The following is a 19,045-nucleotide window of genomic DNA, read 5'->3' as shown; positions in this document are numbered from 1 at the left end:
AAGTATGTGTTTTGTCCTGTTGCCATTTTTATAGTTGTTATCTCTTCACCTCCCTTACTCGCTTCATTGACGTATTAGCCAGATCATACAGAACTTTTGCACTGATGCAACCTAACATTAGTTTGATTTTTAACTCTAATTTGGCTACATCTGTTTATACAAGCTGTAATTACCTTGTTGTGGTATAATTTTTGCTGTAATTTCCGTCAATATGGTCTGGAAACTCCATCCCTATATAGGTTTCAGCAATTTTCAAGTAAAATTGACAGTCCGTGTGCTTTTCTTGGGTATCTATTGCTACAAAAACCGAAGTATTTATTAACTTTGTTTGCAGTTTTTACGGCTTGGACGATGAGCATATTTTCAGCCTAATTGGCGGAAACTCCTGTAATACTGGGTTAGAGACGAAAATATGAGTATTCTCACCAACAGTTTTTATAATTCTCTTGGGTAGGCGAAAAGCAATTATGGGGTGAAAATGCCAGTGCATTTATGCAGAAATTCTAGTTCGATATCAAAAAGGCTATAATCTAGATATAGCAACGGTTCCCAGACCCAGACAGCAGGTTTTTACTCGGATCTCGGCTTCACGTGATTTATGGGCAAGTTTGAGAGTGAATCGCGTGAAGAGTTGATTTTAGTATCCAAAAATTTGAATGTCCCATTACCATTTTTGGGCAAGTTAGTAAATCGCAAAATCGGTTTTTGCAATATTTGTTTACAACGTGTCCCAAATTGCAGGTATCCCGGTTGTACCCCAAAAAGGTGTCCTTGCTAAATTTACCCCCTATTCGGACACCCTGGCATGTTATCTCCAAGCAGCAACCGTGCCAGACTGGGTAAAGCTTCCCCATAGGTGGGATGGATGTGAACTGATCGCTCTAATAACTGCCAGGTTGCTCCTGCTTCTATCAGGGATAAAAATACATGCACCAGTTCAGCAGTTTCGTACCCCACTAGGGTTGCTCCCAGGATTTTGTCTGTGTCGCTGTCGATTACCATACGATAAAATCCGAGGTCATGCCCCCACTCGATGGCACGAGCAATTTGGCTCATGGGTAAGGTGACGGCACAAGCGTTGATGCCTTGTTTCTGAGCCTGTTCTAACGTCATACCCACTCGCCCCACCTGGGGTTCTGTGTAGATCGCATAACCAAGGACGCGATCGTTCCTTGTCCGATTTTCTCCAGACAAAATTGCTTTTAAGCGGCGATAGTCCTCCCACGATACATGGGTAAAGGCAGGCTGTTTGGCAACATCCCCAATGGCATAGACTCCCGAACAGGTGGTATGGAACTGGTCGTCAATTTTAATAAACCCGTGATCGTCTAGCTCAATTTTGCTGGCGGCGGCATTTAATGCACTGGTATTGGGTTTTCGTCCAATTACAACCAGCAATGCTTCCCCCTGGAGTTGTTCGCCACTGCTCAGGGTTAAACTAAACAGATTATTCTCGTGGGCGACGTGATTCACATTGACTCCAAAGTGGAGATGAATCCCATCCTGCTTTAATGCTTCTGCTAAGACTTCGCTGACATCAGCCTCTTCCTGTCCCAGGACGCGATCGCCCCGGACAATTAAGTGGGTCTGACTGCCCAAACGCGCTAGTCCTTGCCCCAATTCTAAGCCAATATAGCCGCCTCCAATCACCAATAAACGGGCTGGTAAGGTGTTCAAGTCAAAGAAGTTACGGTTGGTCAGGTAGGGAGTTCCTGCAAGTCCAGGAATGTCAGGAATCAACGATGACGTACCTGTGTTAATGATTACCAGAGGAGCTTCAAGGGTAACATCTCCACCTTTGACCGTCCGTTCACCCACAAAAGAAGCTTCGGCACAAATGACTTTGACACCCGCAGTCTCCAATCGCTGGCGAATCCCCTGATTAAAGCCGCTGCGGATTTCCCGAACTCGCTTCATGACAGCGGGAAAATCCACTTCTACCTTTGTGTGGATGCCTAACTTCTTGCCCTGGCTTGCCCGACCTGCTGTATGAGCCGCTGCTAAGAATGCTTTAGACGGAGTGCAGCCATAGTTGATGCAACTGCCGCCTAAAGCATCGCGCTCAAACAAGACAACTTTACGTCCCTCATTGGCAAAATCAGCCGCCAGTGGAATGCCTCCTTGACCACTGCCGATGACAATGACATCTGCTGTTTCCATCAGTGTTAAACTCCTTGGGGATAGTTTGCTTTCATAAAACTCTCACACTCAAAGTCAAAAATTCTCTGCCATTGAGGTAGGGTTTGGATTGAGTTATGACATCTAAAGCTAGCGAAGCCCACCCGTGATGTACAGCGTTTCGCCAGTGATCCAGGCTGAATCGGAGGAAGCAAGGAAGACAACGGCAGGAGCGATATCCTGTGGCTGTCCAATGCGGCCTAATGGTGTTTGCGCTTCAATCTGCTGGCGACCTTCGCTCCCGGTAATTCCTGCTGTGTGCGCCCCCTCCGTGTCCACCATACCAGGATTGATGGAGTTGACACGGATGTTACGTGAACCCAACTCTTTGGCTAGAGACTTCGTGACGGCATCAACAGCCGCTTTGGTAGCGCTATAGATTGAGGCATTCGCGGGCGCGAGGGTGCTAACGATGGAACTGATATTGATAATACTGCCGCCCGCCGAGCCGAAGTGCTTGATGGCTTGTTGTGAAGTGAGGATTAATCCCAGCACATTCAGATCGAATTGCTTGTGGAAGTGTTCTTCCGTGATGTCTTCAAGTGGAGAAAATTCATAAATTCCCGCATTGTTGACCAAAATATCAAGCTTGCCAAATGCTTGCTGTGTCTCTGCAAACAGATGTTCGATCTCTGCCTTTTTGGCAACATTTGCCTGAACTGCGATCGCCTTGCCGCCCTTGCTGACAATCTCGTCAACCACGCGATTGGCTCCTTCTTGGCTGGATGCGTAGTTGACGACAACACTTGCACCTTCTGCTGCTAGATGTTTGGCGATTGCGGCACCGATGCCTTTAGAAGCACCTGTAACAACTGCGATTTTCCCCTCTAGTTTTGTCATGCTTGCGATCCCTGTGGTTATTGGGTTGAAAATATCTGTCCGAAACAGGTGCAAACTAATAAGAATGCAGCCATCCAGATTTGTAACAGTAATGTCTCACATCCGTGCATCCGCATCAGGATTTAATAAATTCCAGCAGGTCGGCGTTGAGTTGTTCTTTGCTTGTATCGCCCAGACTATGCGATCCCCCAGGATAGATTTTCAAAGTCGAATTCTTGACGAGCTTCGCAGACAAAAGAGCAGAAGCACCAATTGGCACGATCTGATCGTCATCACCATGAATGATCAACGTCGGCACATCAAACTTCTTCAAATCTTCGGTGAAATCTGTTTCCGAAAACGCCTTAATGCAGTCATAGGTGTTTTTATGTCCAGCCATCATTCCCTGCATCCACCACGAATAGATTAGCCCTTGGGAGACTTTGGCACCAGGTCGATTGAAGCCAAAGAATGGCCCACTGGGTACATCCAGGAAGAACTGGGAGCGGTCAGCCAACAATGCCGCCCGAAAGCCGTCAAAGACCTCAATGGGTAGCCCACCGGGATTTGCCTCGGTCTTGAGCATGAGCGGCGGCACCGCACCCACCAGCACTGCCTTGGAAACGCGCTTGGTGCCGTGCCTTCCAATGAAGCGCGCCACTTCACCACCGCCAGTAGAGTGTCCGATCATCACCGCATCCTGAATATCCAGCGCCTCGAAAAGTTCCGCCAGATCGTCGGCGTAGGTATCCATGTCATTACCGTGCCACGGTTGACTTGATCGCCCATGACCGCGACGATCATGTGCGATGCAGCGGTAACCGTGGGAGGCGAGAAAAAACATCTGCGATTCCCAAGCATCCGCGCTCAGTGGCCAGCCGTGGCTGAAGACAATGGGCTGTCCTGTCCCCCAGTCTTTATAGTATATTTGCGTACCATCTTTAGTCGTGATTGTACTCATGTGGCTCCTATGTAAATTATGAGCGTTTCCCAATCTGTATAGCTGTTGAAATGCTTTCTACATATACATTTTCGCAGTTTTTGACCCTTTTTTTATTTTTCTTTGTGAGAAATCCGGGTTAGAGAACCTTAAACCGTTGCTTTTCGAGTTAAAAAACTCGGGTTTTGAATTCAAAGTTGGGGTAGATATAGGGTAAGCTGTTGTGCAGCTAGATTGTATAATAAAGAATTAAGTAACTAAGCGATTCCTACGGATCGCTTATGAATTATGCCAGCAAAAAACCATTTGTCTCAAGAACAGAGAGAAAATCTCTTAAAACACCTAAAAGAACAAGATAATCCTTATGTAAGAGAGAAAATACTAATATTATTGTTGATGAATGATGGAAAAACTTACCAAGAAATAAGTGATTTTTTAAACATAGCATATACAACAGTAGCATATTGGGCAGTGCATGGAGATCCGGAGAACATAGACAGTTTTTTAGATGGAAGAAGAGAAGGTAACTTCCGTAAAGTAACAAAAGAATACGAGACTTTGTTGTTAGAAGTAATTGAGAAGAATCCTGATGAATGTGGATATGAATTTGGCAGATGGACATCAGCAAGATTAGCGACATATCTAGAAATAGAGACAGGAATAAAGTTAAGTAGTTCGCAAGTAAGGAGAATTTTAGAGAGAAAAAAGTACGTTTATCTTTGGGCAAAGTATAGCCTAGAGGATAAGCAAAGTCCAGAGAAGCGTAAATTATTTAAAGAAAAATTAGCTGAATATTTAAAAATAACGAAATCAACCCCAGAGCGTTAACAGGTATGGTTTTGGGACGAGAGTGGATTTAGTTTAAGAGTGATAAGAAGAAAAACATGGGGAAAGAAAGGTAAGAGAAAAGAGGTGACAGGACAAAGAAGAAGGGGAAGAGTGAATATTATGGGAGGGTTGCGTTATCATGACAAGAAAAGAATAAATTTTGTGATTAAACAAGGAAATGCAGATGTGTTTTATGAACAATTGAAATCTCTGAATCATTTTTTAAAACAGGAATGGATAGAAGCTGGAAATCAGCCTGAAGATTTTAATAATAATTCGGCTAAAATAGTGATTATTCTTGATAATGCTAGTTACCATAAAAGAAAAGATATTTTGGCTCGTATTGAGGCAGAAATGCCAAATATTATTCTAGAATTTTTACCACCTTATAGTCCAGATTATAATTTAATTGAACTGGTATGGCATTCAGCGAAAGAATATATAGCTCACAGATTATTTGAATCAGTAGAACAGTTAGAAGAATTATTAAATAAATTGCTAAACGAAGGAGGTCTTATTATTAAATGGGAGCGCAAAGTTAAAAATAAAGGTAATGCTGTTTATTCGATTTAGCTGCACAACAGCTTAGTCGCCGAGGTATGTGCAAAATGGGACACGTTGTAAACAAATGTTGCGGAACGTGCTTGAGAAATTTACTAACTTGCCCAAAAATGGTAAGGAGACATTCAAGTTTTTGTACACTAAAATCTACTCTTCACGCTATTCCGTCCCTTAAACTTGCCCATTAATGACCTTTTTAGGGGATGTTGTCATAACAAAGGACACGCTCAATCTGAAATTGAAACAACGTAAAATCAAGGCTTTTAGACATCTGCTTAATATATCTTTACAACGTGTCCCATTTTGCACATACCTCGGCGGATGCCCATCAACGGGTAATGATAAAGGCAGCCAGAGCGATCGCTACAACATCCTCAGCCAGGGCAGCAGGAACTGCACCAATCCTTTCAATGGCGGCTATCCGCACCGCCCGACCCCCATACGTACCTGCCAGCGCACCTACAACACCAAGGATCGCTCCAACGGGTGCAAAACTGCTGTTTGCCCCGGTGACTAACCATCCCACAATGCCACCACTGAGAATCCGCGCAATCAACGCTGGGGGACTGGTGCGAGAGGGGATTTGCGGCAGCATATCGCCAATCAACTCAGCCACTGCCAATACAGCCAGAACGATCCCTATAATGCCGCCACGTGCCAAAAATAAAGCAGCAGGGGCTGTCAACGCTCGCAGTCCCGCAACAAACCCAAGGACAAATGCAGAAATCAATGTCATGAACATAAATAGCCTTTCTAGTAGATGAGGTAAGACTCCAGCAATGGTTAGGAAAGAAATCTGGGCTTTTTTGTTGGCTTACAATCTGTTACGGTCTTTAATGTGGTGAAGCTGCGCTGCAGGAGGGTTTCCCTCCGTAGGCGACTGCTGAACCCGAAGGGTCGGCTGGCAACAGTTATGGGGTATCACCTTTGAGGTTATCATTACAGGGAACGAGGCAACATTTCCATAATTTTATTACTCAGTTAGTGACTGAAGAAGCAAGTAAATGTAATCAGGTTTATCGCACATTGTTAAAGGTGATTGTGCATAAAGAAGTTCCAAAAAGACCTGCACGGACTGAACCGAGAGTCCGAAAACGTCGTCCTAAATCTTATCCTTTAATGCAGTCACCGGTAAAGGCAGAGGGCAGGAGGCAGGAGGCAGAAGGAATGTCTCCTCTGCCCACGACTGAAAGGAGTAAGGGTATGAAGCCCCTCCCAAATCGAAAATTTGGGAGCTTCCGATTGGGAGGGGTCACAATCCCTTTCCAATTGGTTCCTTCTGCCCTCTGCCCTCTGCCTCCTGCCTTCTTGAACTCGCCACTGCTATCACCATAATTTAAAAACTGTTTAATTCCGAAAATACGTATACATACATGAATTGTTAGACCAACTAATATAATTGCCTAGTGGTCTGTCAAGCTAAAAATTGTGAGTGTGAGGCAAAATAGAGAGGCTATTCACTGTAAATCTCACCAGATATCCTAACCCGGATTTCTCACAAGCGAGAAAAATCATTCATAAAGCAATACCTTAGCCAAATTACGAGGGTTCAACGGCTGTAGAAGCATTGTGAATACGACCAAGAGAGGTAAGCTTGGCAAAAATCTGGGCTAATAAAATAGGCTCTGGTTGTTCTGGAAGCATTTTCAACATTTCACGAACATATCGAAAACCACGGTAGTAAGCCTTTAAATCAACAATGCCAGAACCAGGGGTTTTTTGTACAAACCCTCGAAAAGGGGGATTAGGATTTTTATGATTGAGAAACGGCAGATTTTCTAAGATAACGTCTCATTATTCTTTAGACTTTGAGAGAATTGCATTTTGAGACATGAAAAGAGACATGATTTTGGTATGTCTCAAAAAGTACAGTTTCTGAGACACGGTGGTGGGAAAAGCTTTGCTGATAAAGATTTGAAGATAATAATGCCAAACCTCGTTTTTGCTATTCCCCTTTTTCGAGGGGACGTACAAAAAACCCCAATCAGGGTTACTCTACTAAAGCCTGGAATCCCCCCAAGAAATGGGTTTCTCCAGAACGAATCGCACTTGCAGGTATCCCGGCTGTACCCCTAGTTGGATAGTTTCTCCCTCATGAGTGCCAAGAATTGGTTTTGGCAATGATGGCTGACGTTCGCAATAAACAACCATTTTATCAGCAGGGTCTCAGGGCTATGATGCTTATCCAACAACCTATGCAAGCTTTTTTGTCGCCCCCTCAAACCTGCTGCATGAGGCTAGGAAAATTGAATCCCACGCCCGCATTGGCGGTAGAGTCTTGCCAAATATGCTCAAAGCGTTGATATTCTTCGATATCTGAGGAAAGTTTTTGAACAATCGTGGGTAGTGCATTAGGACCGATTGCCAAGTGAAGCGGCGGCTCAGGTAATTCCACCACTTTCAACATTGCTTGAACACCCGTTGGTACATGACCACGAGGTTGTTCTGCGGCAAATTTGACCACTTCCGCCCGGAGAGAATTGTACTCTGGCATTTGCTTTGCCGTCATCAAAGAGCGACCGGAAAAGTCGGTCTCAAAGCCTCCTGGCTCAACAATTGTCACCTTAATGCCAAAGGGTATAAGTTCTTGTGCGAGGGTCTCTGAGAGTCCTTCAACTGCAAATTTAGAAGCATGATATAGCCCCATCGTAGGAAATGTTTTCCGTCCGCCTATTGAAGAAATGTTCAAGATATGACCAACGCCTTGTTTCTTGAATGTGGGAATGATGGCACGAGTCACATTTAGCAGCCCAAAGAAGTTGGTTTCAAATTGGTCACGGATTTGCTGGTCGCTTACTTCCTCAATTGCACCCATCAATCCATAGCCCGCGTTATTCACCAGCACATCAATTCTGGTGAATGCTGCTAAACCACTCTGTACAGCCATTTGAATGGTTGCTGGATCTGTGACATCTAAACGAACTACCTTTCCCGTCTGCGGATATTGCTGCTCTAAATCTTGAATTTTGCTGACATCACGAGCCGTTGCAATGACACGATCTCCTTGAGCCAAAGCAGCTTCAGCTAAAGTTCGACCAAAGCCAGTAGAACTGCCTGTAATCAGCCACACGCGAGATGATGTTTGATGCGTCATGATATATTCCTGAATAAATTAACACTGACTTGATTGGTCTTTGATTGGCTCAATTTGCTGTATTGACAATGGCTGCTATTAACTGCTCCATATTCCAGCGATGCCTGCGGCGGGCTACGCCTACGCTATAGCGAATCCCATTAATAAACAAAGCTGGGGTAGCCGTTATTCCACTGTGAATACCACTTTCGATATCTTGATTAATCCGCTCAAGATGTATATGCTTAAACATATCTTGCAGAAATTGGGAGATATCGAGTCCTAGATCGTTGGCATACTCTACTAAATAACCATCTGCTAACTGTTGTTGATGAATAAACAAAATGTCATGCATCTGCCAAAACTGACCTTGAACAGCAGCCGCTTCCGCCGCTTCCGCCGCACGTAGAGCATGAAAATGAATTTGTATCTGCGGAAAATGACGGAAAATAAAGCACAAATAATCCTCTCCCAACGAAAGACTCAGTTGTCGCCCAATAACTTTCAGCAACCGATAAACATCCGCACTCTCTTGACATTGATAATCTCCATACATCACCAGTACCACAGAGGCACTTAACATCCCCTGTTTATGATCCTGGGTTGAAGGTGGGACAAATAATAAACGGTGTTGACGGTCATTGTTCACTGGAACCTCCAAGGGGGAGTGTGTTTACCGCAAGTGATGCTTGCGGAGGGTTACGCCTACATCCCTCTCTGTGCTATCTGTGTTCAGCAAACTTGAATCTGGCAACTGGATTGCTATCTGTGTTTGCATGAATTTAATATATGCAATTGACTTTGGTTTGTCGTCCACTCACAGTTGATAATTTTATTGAGTCGAGTGGATGATTGCTTAACCTATCTCAAAATGGAAGACTAACTCCAACTAAAGTTGGAATCGAACAAAATATCTCAACTCCCCACCCAGCAACATCACTCCTGGTTGTCAGATGTCTGCATTGACTGCCTTACAACTTTGAAAACAGCAAGTTTAACCCTTCGGTCATTGTGGGATGAGTCAACACGCCATCGCGCAAAACGGTGTAAGACATTTGAGCTTGCATCACCATCTGCACCGTTGAAATCACTTCACCCGCTTCATGACACAAGAGTGAAACACCGAGAATATGTCCTGTCTTAGTATCTACGATCGCCTTCAGTAAGCCATCAGTTTTACCCAATGTTTTCGCTCTGGGAATAGCGGCAACATCTAGTTTCGCTACTCGAATGGTATACCCTTGTTGTCGTGCTTCGGTTTCTGTCAAACCCACATGGGCCAGTTCTGGATCGATGAACAGACAGGAAGGAATCAGGCGAACCCTCGTGTTGCGGTTGCCACCATCAATTAAATTGGCTTTGATAATCCGATAATCATCGAGCGATATATGAGTGTATTGCGGGCCGCCGTTGATGTCGCCTAATGCCCAAATGCCTGGTACATTCGTCTCTAGGCGATCATTGACTTGAATAAATCCGCGTGTATCGGTTGCCACACCAGCAGCAGCTAAATTTAAGCTATCGATATTGGGCGCACGACCGACGGCGACAAGCAAATGCGACCCTTGGAGGGTGATTTCACGATCGCCAACTTGGATTCTCAGAATGGTTTCATTACCAGTGCGATCAACCCTCAACACCTTCGCTTTTAATAAGAATTCAATACCATCTTGTTCCAGTAATGTTTGCACGGCGATCGCTATATCTGGATCTTGCTGTGACAGGATTTGCTCACTTTGCCCAATGACAGTAACGCGACAGCCAAAGCGCCGAAACATCTGAGCAAACTCTAAACCAATATAGCCACTACCGAGAACGATCAGGTGTTCAGGCAAGTATTCTAGCTCCATAATCGACTCACTCGTTAAAAACTCAACTTCAGTAAGTCCGGGTACAGATGGAATTAACGGTCGTGTGCCTGTATTAATAAATAAGCGTTCGGCGGTAAGTAAGCGATTGTTCCCCTCAGTTGTTGTTACTGCGATCGTTTTGGGAGCAACAAACCTTGCTTCCCCGATGATCAAGTTGTTATCCAGAGCCGTTTCTAGATTGTGCAAATTCATTTCACGTGCAGATTGCACAACCGATCGTTTTCGTTGGATCACCTCTGCTAAATTAACGATGGGTGTATTGGCTTTAACACCATAAGCGGCACTGTTTCGCACTGTGTTTGCAACACTGGCACTCGCCACCATCGTTTTAGTAGGAATGCAAGCGATATTGATGCATCCGCCACCGATCATATTTAAACTGCGTTCAACCAGAGCGGTTTTACGTCCGTCAGCAACTAGCGCTGGTGCAAGTGTTTTACCCGCTTTGCCGCCGCCGATAATAATATCGTCATAGTGTTGAGTGTCCACTTCCATATCCTTTGGGTTTGATAAGGTGAATACGATTTCTAGAAGGTGTTATGAATTTCAGAAAAAACTGGCTGACTAAGAGGGTTTTAGCGATAACGTAGTACTGTGTCAATAAATAATTAATGGATAAATTCCCTGTAGAGACGGCGATTTATCGCGTCTCTTTAAGCGTCAAAATGAATTTGACAGACTACTAGCTGGGTTTCTAAAAAGTGCTAACACCCGCTAGAAGATTCAACTTTTCGTACAAGCTTGCTTCATCAATATACGGTTGTTTTTATACACCTCTAAAGTTCCAGACTGCGGATTATCTAACGTGCCATCCCACACCCAGTATTGATAAATTCCACTCCGAAACTTATATACTCGAACACCTTCTGTCGCTTGGCTAGTTCCTTTGCCCAAACTTAAATTACCGTTGGGACTAGTGGCGCGATAAAGCAGTTCACCTGAAGTATATTTCTGCCAAATATTTACGTTGTACCCACCCCGACATTTCGTACTTAGGAGGATGCCAGCAGTAGAATCAGCAGAAGCTCTTAAGGAAAAATTAGCTAAGATACTAATTGGCAGAGCAAGAAGTAACGCGGATGTTTTCATAAGTGTTTTAAAATTCATGAGTTTGACATTACTCCATTGCTGCTACAACTTCATCCGTAGACAGGACTGCATTGGCGATATACCCAAAGTTAATCAGTGCTGCCTTGTAGCCGTCGCCCAGTTGCGGATGCCGAGGGGCTGCTGTTGCATCCTTAACGACAAGAACCTCAAATCCCTGTTCGAGCAATTCGCGTAGATGAGCTTCAACACAAAGATTTGCTAACATTCCAAGTAGAATGACTTTGCTAATCTTGCGTTTACGCAGTTGCAAAACGAGGTCGTTAGTTTGCGGCCCATAGACTTTGTGTGGACTGGCCACAATCGTCTTGCCATCCTCAATGAAGGGCTTATAACGATCAAGCCAGTCAGCACCCGATCCCAGGAATCCATCGAGGCTCAACGCACCACGGCGATCGAACTCCTTAACCTCAAGCATGATTTGCTCTAGGTTTCCGGCAAATTTCCAACTATGGTCGGTGGGGTAGTAATAGTGAGGGGAGATAAAAACCTCGAATTCATTCTGCTTCGCGGCTTTGAAGATTCGCTCAATATTTTCGATAGTCTTGTTATCCTTAACACTCTCACCCACCAAATCCCAGGAAACCCCTTTTTCGCTCAAGACATCGTTTTGCGGATCGATGACGACTACTGCGGTGTCATTCTTGTTGATTTTCATGGTTTTTCTCCTTGCTTGTTGATTTTCACCGTTCTCTTTCTTAAAAACCACCCGCCATGTGCAGCGTTTTCCCAATGATTCAGAATCAGAATATCTTGGTTGTCAGGGCGATCTCGGTGGGCGAATTATCTAGCAGTAGTCACCCCATTTTAGACTTTGATACCACTGCCTAAATGCTGTTCCAAAAACGCCAAGGTGTGATCGTGTGCTAATTCTGCAATTTATTGGCGCTCGGCGGGACTAAGTGCTTGATAGATTAAAGGTGCAATGATAGCGATATTTTTCACCAACTCATCGGAGAGTGAAAATCGCTGTTTTAAGTAGTTAGGATCGTTGTAACTCACCCACACCTTGCCGTCAGTCGCTTCATGAGCCAGTACTTTCTGACATGTAAGCGAGTGATACTTTTTCAGGATTGCGTGTGTTCCAAGCATCTTCTGCAATTCGGACTTTTTGGATGGCAGATTCATGAGCGAAAGACGGCAGGGGTAGTCGAGGATTTTCGGGGTTGTTCATAGTATGGCAGTGCAGAATAGCATTTTTCTATGATCTGTCGCAGCACCTCTAACTCACAAGCAGTCAAAAGTTCGATTGCAATGATTTGCCTGTAGGTTTGTTCGCTCAATCCGTCTAATTTTTTATGATGATGCCTGTAATTACCGAGTGACGTTTAGTAATCTTTCGCAGAAATCTTAGGTATATTGTCTACTACCAGTTGCAGCCGATTGTTCAACTGCATTTATGAGACGGTGCAAAATCACAGCATCTGCAAATGTTGGTGTCGTTTTTGTTCCACTTTTAAAATCGGTAGCAAGTAGAGCATAGTTATTGGAAACAGTCATTGCTATTATCCCTATATCTGCATTTGACATTATATATTTTTGCGGGACATCAAGGTTTTGCATAGCAGCATCTTCACCTTGAGCGCCTTGGACTTTAGTTTCGCCAAGCCCAGGATAGCCAAGCGAACTTGTGACAATCAGATCGCCTTGCGTCCCGTTAATCTCCAACCTGAAATTGCTGCCTCGTGATAAACCCCCTCGAAAATGGGCAGAAACCACGCAGCCGCTTTTCATTTTACCATTGATGACAATTTGATCCGGTGTTTCCATCGCAACGCTCGCCCCTGTTTCGACTACCTGCGCTGTCTTTCTCCTGCTATCTAACGTTGCCATAACCTCACTCAACTCAGAGTTCAGCACATAACCCACAGCATCGATCGCATGGGCAAAGGCAACATTTATCATGCCAGCACCATTCTTTGGATTTAGAGTATAAGCAAATTGTTCAGGAATCATTGCTCCGCCGATCATTCCTGAACCAATAAGTGAAACGGACAGAACCTCACCTACATAACCATCGCGAATTAAGTCACGAATAAAATTAACTTCCGGCGTTGTGCGAGACTGCAATCCCACCACCGCATGAACTTTGTATTTTTTAGCGAGTTGTTCCAGTTCAACTGCCTCTTGCAGTCCGTTAGCCAAAGGCCATTCGCAATAAACCGATTTTCCACCCCGGATTGCAGCACTCACCAATTCAAAGTGATATGGCACTTTGACGGTAACGACAACCAAATCCACATCTGGACACGCCAACAAATCCTCATGAAGTTGGAAGGCATACGGTACATTAAACTTGAGTGCCGCTTCCTCCGCCATAGTTGGATCTGAATTTGTCAATGCAACGATTTTGAAATCAGGTGATGCTTGCAACGCAGGTAGATGCGCGGTCATAGCCCATCCGCGCGAGGGATGAACACCAATGATACCAACGCCGATTTTTCCATTTTCCATAATAGATTACATTTCAATGACAACACGCCCAATAATTTCACCAGCCTCTAGCGATCGCTGCGCTTCGGCTACTTGTTGAAGTGGAAAAACTTGATCGAGGTGAACCTGCAATTGACCAGCATCGACTAGTCGTGAGATTTCTTTGAGAATCTGCGTTTGGCGAACCCGAAATTCATGGTTGCCAGTCACTTGCGGCAAACCAATATTGACGAACTTCATGCTCAAATTTTTATATTCGGCAACGAGATTATTCCCATTCGGCCAATTAGAGACGACTGTATTTACGAGCGTTCCATACGGTGCAACTAGGTCGATGCTGTTGGCAAAGTTTTCACGACCAATGTAGTCAAGCACGACATCTGCACCATCCTTGCCTGTCCAGTAAATTAGCGCTTGCTTCACATCCACTTTTTTATAGTCGATGAGTACTTCGGCTCCTAGTGTACGTACCAATTTTTCCTTTGCAGTGCCACTAACTGTCGTCGCCACACGTCCACCGCGATTTAGCACCAGTTGAATGCTGATATGCCCAATCCCACCAGCGCCGCCGTGTACCAATACAAAGTCACCTAATTGGACATTCGCCCGATCAATTACCGCCTCCCACGCCGTCAAAGCGACGACGGGCAACGCTGCGGCTGTTATATAATCAAGCGACTTCGGCTTTGGCGACAGATAATGACCATTAACAACTTTATATTGCGCGTAGCTACCATGTTTATCTGCGTAGCCGCCGTCGTAATACCAAACTTCATCACCCAGCTCAATGTGCGTGATACCCGTTCCTACCGCCTCGACAATGCCAACTCCGTCCATCCCCAGGATACTAAAGCCCTGTTTCCCTGACCCTACCGCATAAGAAGGAAACCCGAATTTTCTGTTTTGACAATCGCCTGGATTAACACCTGCCGCTTTGATTTTTACTAGTACATCGGTTGGATGTTCAATACGCGGCATATCGACTTCTGTGTAAGTCAACACTTCCAAACCGCCAGGTTCGGTCATGATAACCGCTTTCATTTTCTGAACCATGTTTTTTTCCTTGCGCCGCTCAGGTAATAGTCAGAATGGTTCTTTTTAAGCTAAGTGTCGTAGTGAGCCAGCAGCCCTCTCTCAATTCCAGCGTTTCGTAATAATGTCCGAAGCCATGAAGCGTTTTGAAAAGCCCTTTTACATCTTTGGGATAAATGATCCAGTCCTCCATCGACCAGATCGCCCGCGCTGTCGTTTCCGAAGTCAATTGAATTTCAGAGTTATGAACCTGATGGATGGTCTGAGATCCGCTTAACGTGGTTGCTGTTTGGTCGATGAAACTTTGAAGGTCTGTAAATTGGTATAACAGCTCTCCTTCAACGCCATGAAAAGTAAGATGCACCGTCGGCGTAAATAAGTTTTTGAAATCGTCCCACTGCTTGAGATCGATGAATCGGCAATAGCGTGCTTTGGCCTGACGAATATTTTCCAGCGCCGTGAGTTGTTGAAGATCCATGTTTTCTTTTTTGCAAGAATTCTTGACAATCGCAACAGTTACCGTTGATTTCGGGTGGATTTTGGAATTCTGATTAATTTCCTTTAAGAAAGTCCAGCAGTAAAGGATTCACTTGTTCGGCATGAGTCCAATTGATAGCATGAGGGCCGCCAGGTATCACCACAAGGCGACTGTCTTTAATTAGCTGGGGCAGTCTCTTTGCGGTAGACTCAAATGGCAGAATGCGATCACTATCTCCATGAATGATCAAGGTTGGCACATCAATGCGAGGTAGAGCGTCACGAAAATCAGTCAACCAAGATGGCACACAATCCAGAGTTGCCTTAGCAGAGGCTGCTGCTGCAACATTCCAACTGGCTTGAATTGCTTCATGGCTGATGCGGTCTCCAAGCAGTAAATCCACGTTGAAAAAATCTTTGAAGAATGCGGAAAAATAGGCTGGACGGTCTTCAACAATCGCTTTCATAATCCCGTCGAAAACGCTTTGCTCAACGCCTTCTGGGTTATCGTCTGTCTTTAACAGGAAAGGAGGAACAGGAGCCATCAGCACGGCTTTTTGCACACGCTCTGATCCGTATTTGCCGAGATAGCGTGTTACTTCACCTGTCCCCATAGAGAAACCGACCAGCACGGCATCGCGGAGGTCAAGTTTGGTCATCAGCGCATTGAGATCTGATGCGAAGGTGTCGTAGTCATATCCAAACGAAGGTTGACTGGAGTTGCCAAATCCTCGGCGATCGTAGGTGATAACCCGATACCCCTCGTTCAGCAGAACTAATACCTGCTTTTCCCAAGAATGACCGCTCAAGGGAAATCCGTGAATCAAAACAACAGGTTGCCCTGTTCCCAAATCTTCGTAGTAGATATCAATGTTTGCAGAGTTTTCTTGACCAACAGTAATGTAAGCCATCAGAGGTTTCTCCTTTGTAAATCGATTGAGTTTTTGCCCGTGCTAAAGAGTTGCTTTGCTAATTAGTACAGATCCTTTGCTCCTACCAATTGTCGCGATCACGAAGTGTGAGCTTGGCTCAATTGCCAACAGCTAAATACCCCAAGTGTCCCGAATTTTGGACGTTGTACTGGGTCATCAGGTTTCGGCGAGTCCGACTGGCTTTAATTAAATCTGCTGCTTTTTCACCAATCATGATGGTGGGTGCATTTGTATTCCCTGTGGTTAGTGTTGGCATGATCGAGGCATCGACAACCCGCAAGCCTTCAATTCCATGAACTCGGAGTTCGGGGTCAACGACCGCCATTGGATCGATGCCCATTTTGCAGGTTCCGACTGGATGGGACAGCGTATCGCAAGCTTCTCGAACGTAAGCTGCAAGTGCCTCATCACTCTGAACATCAAGACCGGGAGCCAATTCCTGACGGCGAAACTTATCAAAGGAATTGGCTTCAAATATTTGGCGAAGTGCTTTAATCCCTTCTACAAGCTTTTGGACATCGGTTTCACTTTGTAGATAGTTCAGCTGAATCAGGGGTGGGTCTTGAGGATCGGCTGAACGCAAATTGACACTGCCAATATTTTTAGGCTGGGCCAAAGAAGCAACCCCAAAGAATCCTTTGCCAAAGCGGTTTGAGCCAGGAGGTGCCCACAAAATCGGGCCTGAGAAACACTGTAAATCGGGTACAACATCTAAATTATTCTCAGTGTGAAAGTACAATCCCGCTTCAGCGATTTCGCTACTGATACCGACAGGATGTACATCCTCAGTTGCCTGATATGTAATAGGAGCTAGGATATGATCTCGGAGATTTTGACCCACTCCAGGTAAATCGACGACGACCGGAATGCCCAATGATTGCAGATGTTCGGCAGCACCAATGCCCGAAAGCAACAATAGTTTGGGCGAGTCGAATGCGCCTGCGCTGACAATCACTTCCTGATTGACATAAACCTGATGTAGTGTACCTTCGTGGAGGTATTCCACGCCGACGGTGCGATCGCCCTCAAACAACAACCGAGTCACTAATGCACCTGTCGTGATTGTCAAATTAGGACGCTGAAGAATCGGCAGAAGGAATGCTGCCGCAGCACTGTGGCGCTTCCCATCTTTAACGGTTAACTGATAAAGTCCAGCACCTTCTTGTTGACGACCGTTGAAGTCAGGATTATTGGCATAGCCCATTGCGATCGCGGTATCGACAAAGCGTTGAGACGTTACAGCCGGAGTCGCAATATCAGTGACGCTTAACTCCCCATTCACTCCATGATATTCAGAGGCACCGCGTGAGGAGTGTTCCGATTTCTTGAAGTAGGGCAACACATCCTGGTAACCCCAACCGGAATTCCCCAACGCCTGCCAGTGGTCATAGTCGTGGGGATTGCCCCGGATATAAATCATGAAATTAATCGAACTGCTACCCCCCAAAACCTTGCCACGAGGACAAAAGATTTTGCGACCCGTCAAAGACGGCGCTTCGCGAACGCCCAGGTAGGGTTCTGGTTCCGAAAAGTAGCTCCAATCCACCTCAGAACCGAGTAAGTGCAAGCATTCTGACGGAATTTCAATCTCTGGTTTCTGATCAGGATTACCCGCTTCAAGGAGTAACACTGTTGTTTCGCTGTCTTCTGTCAGACGGTTAGCAACCACGCAGCCTGCCGACCCAGCCCCAATCACAATATAGTCATAGTGAGCCATCCGAATTCTCCTGATTTGCTCAAGTTTCGTGTTTCTACAGGCTCTAGCGGTAGAGTCTCCAGCCCGGTAATGGGTTACAAATCGATCACGATTTTGGTGACAGCCGTACCCTGCTCTACTGCTTCGTGGGCAGACAGCGCTGTTTCTAAGGTGAAATGGCGAGGGTCAACGACGGGACGCAACTGATTGGCTTCTGCTAATTGGGTCGCCTGACGCAGAATCTCGCCATGATGAGCGCGACCTTCCCCCGTCAAGAGCGGCAGAAGCACAAACACGCCTGAGTACGTTGCAGCCTTGCGCGAGAGGGGCAACAGAGAATGGGTTCCCCAGCCGTAGTTACTGACGACGTGACCATAATCGCGCACGGCTTGAAACCCATCATCCAATGTGGAGCCACCCACCGAGTCGTAGACTACATCAAAGCCCTGACCATCAGTAAACGTTTGTACGATCTGTGCGATCGATGTACTGCGATAGTCGATGGGTACGGCACCCAGTTGTTGCACCATGTCATGTTTGGCTGCGGAAGCCGTCGCAAACACTTTGGCACCCCGCGCTCTGGCAATCTGCACAGCAACATGACCCACACCGCCAGAACCACCCAGTATCAGGACTTTCTGACCCTCGCGGACATTTGCTCGATCAATCAGTCCTTCCCACGCGGTCAGAAATACTAGGGGTAAGGCTGCGGCTTCCCTCATGGTGAGGTTGGTCGGTTTTTTTGCCAGTAAGTCAGCATCAACAGCGGCAAACTCAGCCAGTGAACCTTGCAATCCGCCGACTCCGCCCGTCATTCCATAAACCTCATCACCAACCTGAAAGGCAGTAACATCTTGTCCAACCGCTTCAACAATTCCAGCTAGATCAGTTCCTAACACCGCAGGAAGGACTGGTTTGGCATGGGGCGCTTTACCTATACGAATTTTGCTATCGAGCGGATTAACGCCACTTGCCTTGATCCGCACCAAGACTTGATGGCTAGTGGGTTGCGGTCGGGGAATTTCGGTGCTACGAAATGTCGCAGTTTGAAAATCATCTACTATCAGTGCGTGCATCGTCGGTGATAGCTCCATGTTC

17 protein-coding genes and 2 pseudogenes are annotated in these 19,045 nt (G+C 45.6%); 1 reads left to right on the top strand and 18 read right to left on the bottom strand.

The window, feature by feature from the left end:
* Window positions 1–780: 780 nt before the first annotated feature.
* The 3 genes from ANA7108_RS0125745 to ANA7108_RS0125735 form a co-directional block, all read right to left on the bottom strand.
* Window positions 781–2,160 (bottom strand): NAD(P)/FAD-dependent oxidoreductase, encoded by a 1,380-nt coding sequence (locus tag ANA7108_RS0125745; protein WP_016953717.1) that lies wholly within the window; start codon window positions 2,158–2,160, stop codon window positions 781–783.
* A 108-nt stretch (window positions 2,161–2,268) separates the two neighbouring features.
* A complete protein-coding gene (locus ANA7108_RS0125740) occupies window positions 2,269–3,018 on the bottom strand; it encodes an SDR family NAD(P)-dependent oxidoreductase (RefSeq protein WP_016953716.1) in 750 nt (249 codons plus the stop codon).
* 115 nt (window positions 3,019–3,133) lie between these two features.
* Window positions 3,134–3,958: an alpha/beta fold hydrolase gene (locus ANA7108_RS0125735; RefSeq protein WP_016953715.1), complete on the bottom strand. Its 825-nt coding sequence runs from the start codon at window positions 3,956–3,958 to the stop codon at window positions 3,134–3,136.
* Between the two features lie 267 nt (window positions 3,959–4,225).
* Between ANA7108_RS0125735 and ANA7108_RS29250 the strand changes: the two are divergent.
* Window positions 4,226–5,338: pseudogene (locus ANA7108_RS29250) on the top strand (IS630 family transposase).
* A gap of 316 nt (window positions 5,339–5,654) precedes the next feature.
* Here the strand turns inward: ANA7108_RS29250 and ANA7108_RS0125720 are convergent.
* The 15 genes and pseudogenes from ANA7108_RS0125720 to ANA7108_RS0125645 form a co-directional block, all read right to left on the bottom strand.
* Window positions 5,655–6,062, bottom strand: coding sequence for a hypothetical protein (locus ANA7108_RS0125720; RefSeq protein ID WP_237741547.1), 408 nt, complete (start codon window positions 6,060–6,062; stop codon window positions 5,655–5,657).
* Between the two features lie 803 nt (window positions 6,063–6,865).
* Window positions 6,866–7,054, bottom strand: a pseudogene (locus ANA7108_RS29960) (IS4 family transposase); the annotation flags it as partial.
* A 490-nt stretch (window positions 7,055–7,544) separates the two neighbouring features.
* Window positions 7,545–8,420: an oxidoreductase gene (locus tag ANA7108_RS0125700; protein ID WP_016953710.1), complete on the bottom strand. Its 876-nt coding sequence runs from the start codon at window positions 8,418–8,420 to the stop codon at window positions 7,545–7,547.
* A gap of 49 nt (window positions 8,421–8,469) precedes the next feature.
* A complete protein-coding gene (locus tag ANA7108_RS0125695; protein WP_016953709.1) occupies window positions 8,470–9,048 on the bottom strand; it encodes a DsbA family protein in 579 nt (192 codons plus the stop codon).
* A 322-nt stretch (window positions 9,049–9,370) separates the two neighbouring features.
* Entirely contained in the window at window positions 9,371–10,765 is a 1,395-nt protein-coding gene (locus ANA7108_RS0125690) for a mercuric reductase (RefSeq protein WP_016953708.1), read from the bottom strand.
* Window positions 10,766–10,993: 228 nt separating this feature from the next.
* Entirely contained in the window at window positions 10,994–11,359 is a 366-nt protein-coding gene (locus ANA7108_RS0125685; protein ID WP_202804355.1) for a hypothetical protein, read from the bottom strand.
* A 28-nt stretch (window positions 11,360–11,387) separates the two neighbouring features.
* On the bottom strand, window positions 11,388–12,035 hold the full coding sequence (locus ANA7108_RS0125680) for a cysteine hydrolase (protein WP_026104456.1): 648 nt from the start codon (window positions 12,033–12,035) through the stop codon (window positions 11,388–11,390).
* Between the two features lie 221 nt (window positions 12,036–12,256).
* Window positions 12,257–12,379 (bottom strand): hypothetical protein, encoded by a 123-nt coding sequence (locus ANA7108_RS31255; protein WP_255345018.1) that lies wholly within the window; start codon window positions 12,377–12,379, stop codon window positions 12,257–12,259.
* A 22-nt stretch (window positions 12,380–12,401) separates the two neighbouring features.
* Window positions 12,402–12,551 carry a DUF1348 family protein gene (locus ANA7108_RS29240; RefSeq protein ID WP_237741546.1) on the bottom strand — a complete coding sequence of 50 codons (150 nt, stop codon included), beginning with the start codon at window positions 12,549–12,551 and terminating at the stop codon, window positions 12,402–12,404.
* 176 nt (window positions 12,552–12,727) lie between these two features.
* Window positions 12,728–13,831 (bottom strand): Gfo/Idh/MocA family protein, encoded by a 1,104-nt coding sequence (locus tag ANA7108_RS0125670; RefSeq protein ID WP_016953704.1) that lies wholly within the window; start codon window positions 13,829–13,831, stop codon window positions 12,728–12,730.
* A 6-nt stretch (window positions 13,832–13,837) separates the two neighbouring features.
* A complete protein-coding gene (locus ANA7108_RS0125665; RefSeq protein ID WP_016953703.1) occupies window positions 13,838–14,863 on the bottom strand; it encodes a zinc-binding dehydrogenase in 1,026 nt (341 codons plus the stop codon).
* Between the two features lie 19 nt (window positions 14,864–14,882).
* The gene (locus ANA7108_RS0125660; protein ID WP_016953702.1) at window positions 14,883–15,320 is read right to left on the bottom strand and encodes a nuclear transport factor 2 family protein; all 438 of its coding nucleotides are present in this window, start codon (window positions 15,318–15,320) and stop codon (window positions 14,883–14,885) included.
* A 73-nt stretch (window positions 15,321–15,393) separates the two neighbouring features.
* Entirely contained in the window at window positions 15,394–16,230 is an 837-nt protein-coding gene (locus ANA7108_RS0125655) for an alpha/beta fold hydrolase (RefSeq protein ID WP_016953701.1), read from the bottom strand.
* A gap of 118 nt (window positions 16,231–16,348) precedes the next feature.
* Window positions 16,349–17,968, bottom strand: coding sequence for a GMC family oxidoreductase (locus ANA7108_RS0125650; RefSeq protein ID WP_016953700.1), 1,620 nt, complete (start codon window positions 17,966–17,968; stop codon window positions 16,349–16,351).
* 74 nt (window positions 17,969–18,042) lie between these two features.
* On the bottom strand, window positions 18,043–19,041 hold the full coding sequence (locus ANA7108_RS0125645) for a zinc-dependent alcohol dehydrogenase family protein (protein WP_144052426.1): 999 nt from the start codon (window positions 19,039–19,041) through the stop codon (window positions 18,043–18,045).
* Window positions 19,042–19,045 lie beyond the last annotated feature (4 nt).

Source organism: Anabaena sp. PCC 7108, from assembly GCF_000332135.1.
Taxonomy (GTDB): domain Bacteria; phylum Cyanobacteriota; class Cyanobacteriia; order Cyanobacteriales; family Nostocaceae; genus Anabaena.
Note: the sequence above shows the minus strand (reverse complement) of the source record. Positions and strands in the feature narration are given on the sequence as shown.

Bases quoted from the DNA above. Each gene is read 5' to 3' on its own strand.
- ANA7108_RS0125745 (WP_016953717.1), bottom strand. From the start codon at position 2,160: ATGGAAACAGCAGATGTCATTGTCATCGGCAGTGGTCAAGGAGGCATT.
- ANA7108_RS0125740 (WP_016953716.1), bottom strand. From the start codon at position 3,018: ATGACAAAACTAGAGGGGAAAATCGCAGTTGTTACAGGTGCTTCTAAA.
- ANA7108_RS0125735 (WP_016953715.1), bottom strand. From the start codon at position 3,958: ATGAGTACAATCACGACTAAAGATGGTACGCAAATATACTATAAAGAC.
- ANA7108_RS0125720 (WP_237741547.1), bottom strand. From the start codon at position 6,062: ATGACATTGATTTCTGCATTTGTCCTTGGGTTTGTTGCGGGACTGCGA.
- ANA7108_RS0125700 (WP_016953710.1), bottom strand. From the start codon at position 8,420: ATGACGCATCAAACATCATCTCGCGTGTGGCTGATTACAGGCAGTTCT.
- ANA7108_RS0125690 (WP_016953708.1), bottom strand. From the start codon at position 10,765: ATGGAAGTGGACACTCAACACTATGACGATATTATTATCGGCGGCGGC.
- ANA7108_RS0125685 (WP_202804355.1), bottom strand. From the start codon at position 11,359: ATGAAAACATCCGCGTTACTTCTTGCTCTGCCAATTAGTATCTTAGCT.
- ANA7108_RS0125680 (WP_026104456.1), bottom strand. From the start codon at position 12,035: ATGAAAATCAACAAGAATGACACCGCAGTAGTCGTCATCGATCCGCAA.
- ANA7108_RS29240 (WP_237741546.1), bottom strand. From the start codon at position 12,551: ATGAACAACCCCGAAAATCCTCGACTACCCCTGCCGTCTTTCGCTCAT.
- ANA7108_RS0125670 (WP_016953704.1), bottom strand. From the start codon at position 13,831: ATGGAAAATGGAAAAATCGGCGTTGGTATCATTGGTGTTCATCCCTCG.
- ANA7108_RS0125665 (WP_016953703.1), bottom strand. From the start codon at position 14,863: ATGGTTCAGAAAATGAAAGCGGTTATCATGACCGAACCTGGCGGTTTG.
- ANA7108_RS0125660 (WP_016953702.1), bottom strand. From the start codon at position 15,320: ATGGATCTTCAACAACTCACGGCGCTGGAAAATATTCGTCAGGCCAAA.
- ANA7108_RS0125655 (WP_016953701.1), bottom strand. From the start codon at position 16,230: ATGGCTTACATTACTGTTGGTCAAGAAAACTCTGCAAACATTGATATC.
- ANA7108_RS0125650 (WP_016953700.1), bottom strand. From the start codon at position 17,968: ATGGCTCACTATGACTATATTGTGATTGGGGCTGGGTCGGCAGGCTGC.
- ANA7108_RS0125645 (WP_144052426.1), bottom strand. From the start codon at position 19,041: ATGGAGCTATCACCGACGATGCACGCACTGATAGTAGATGATTTTCAA.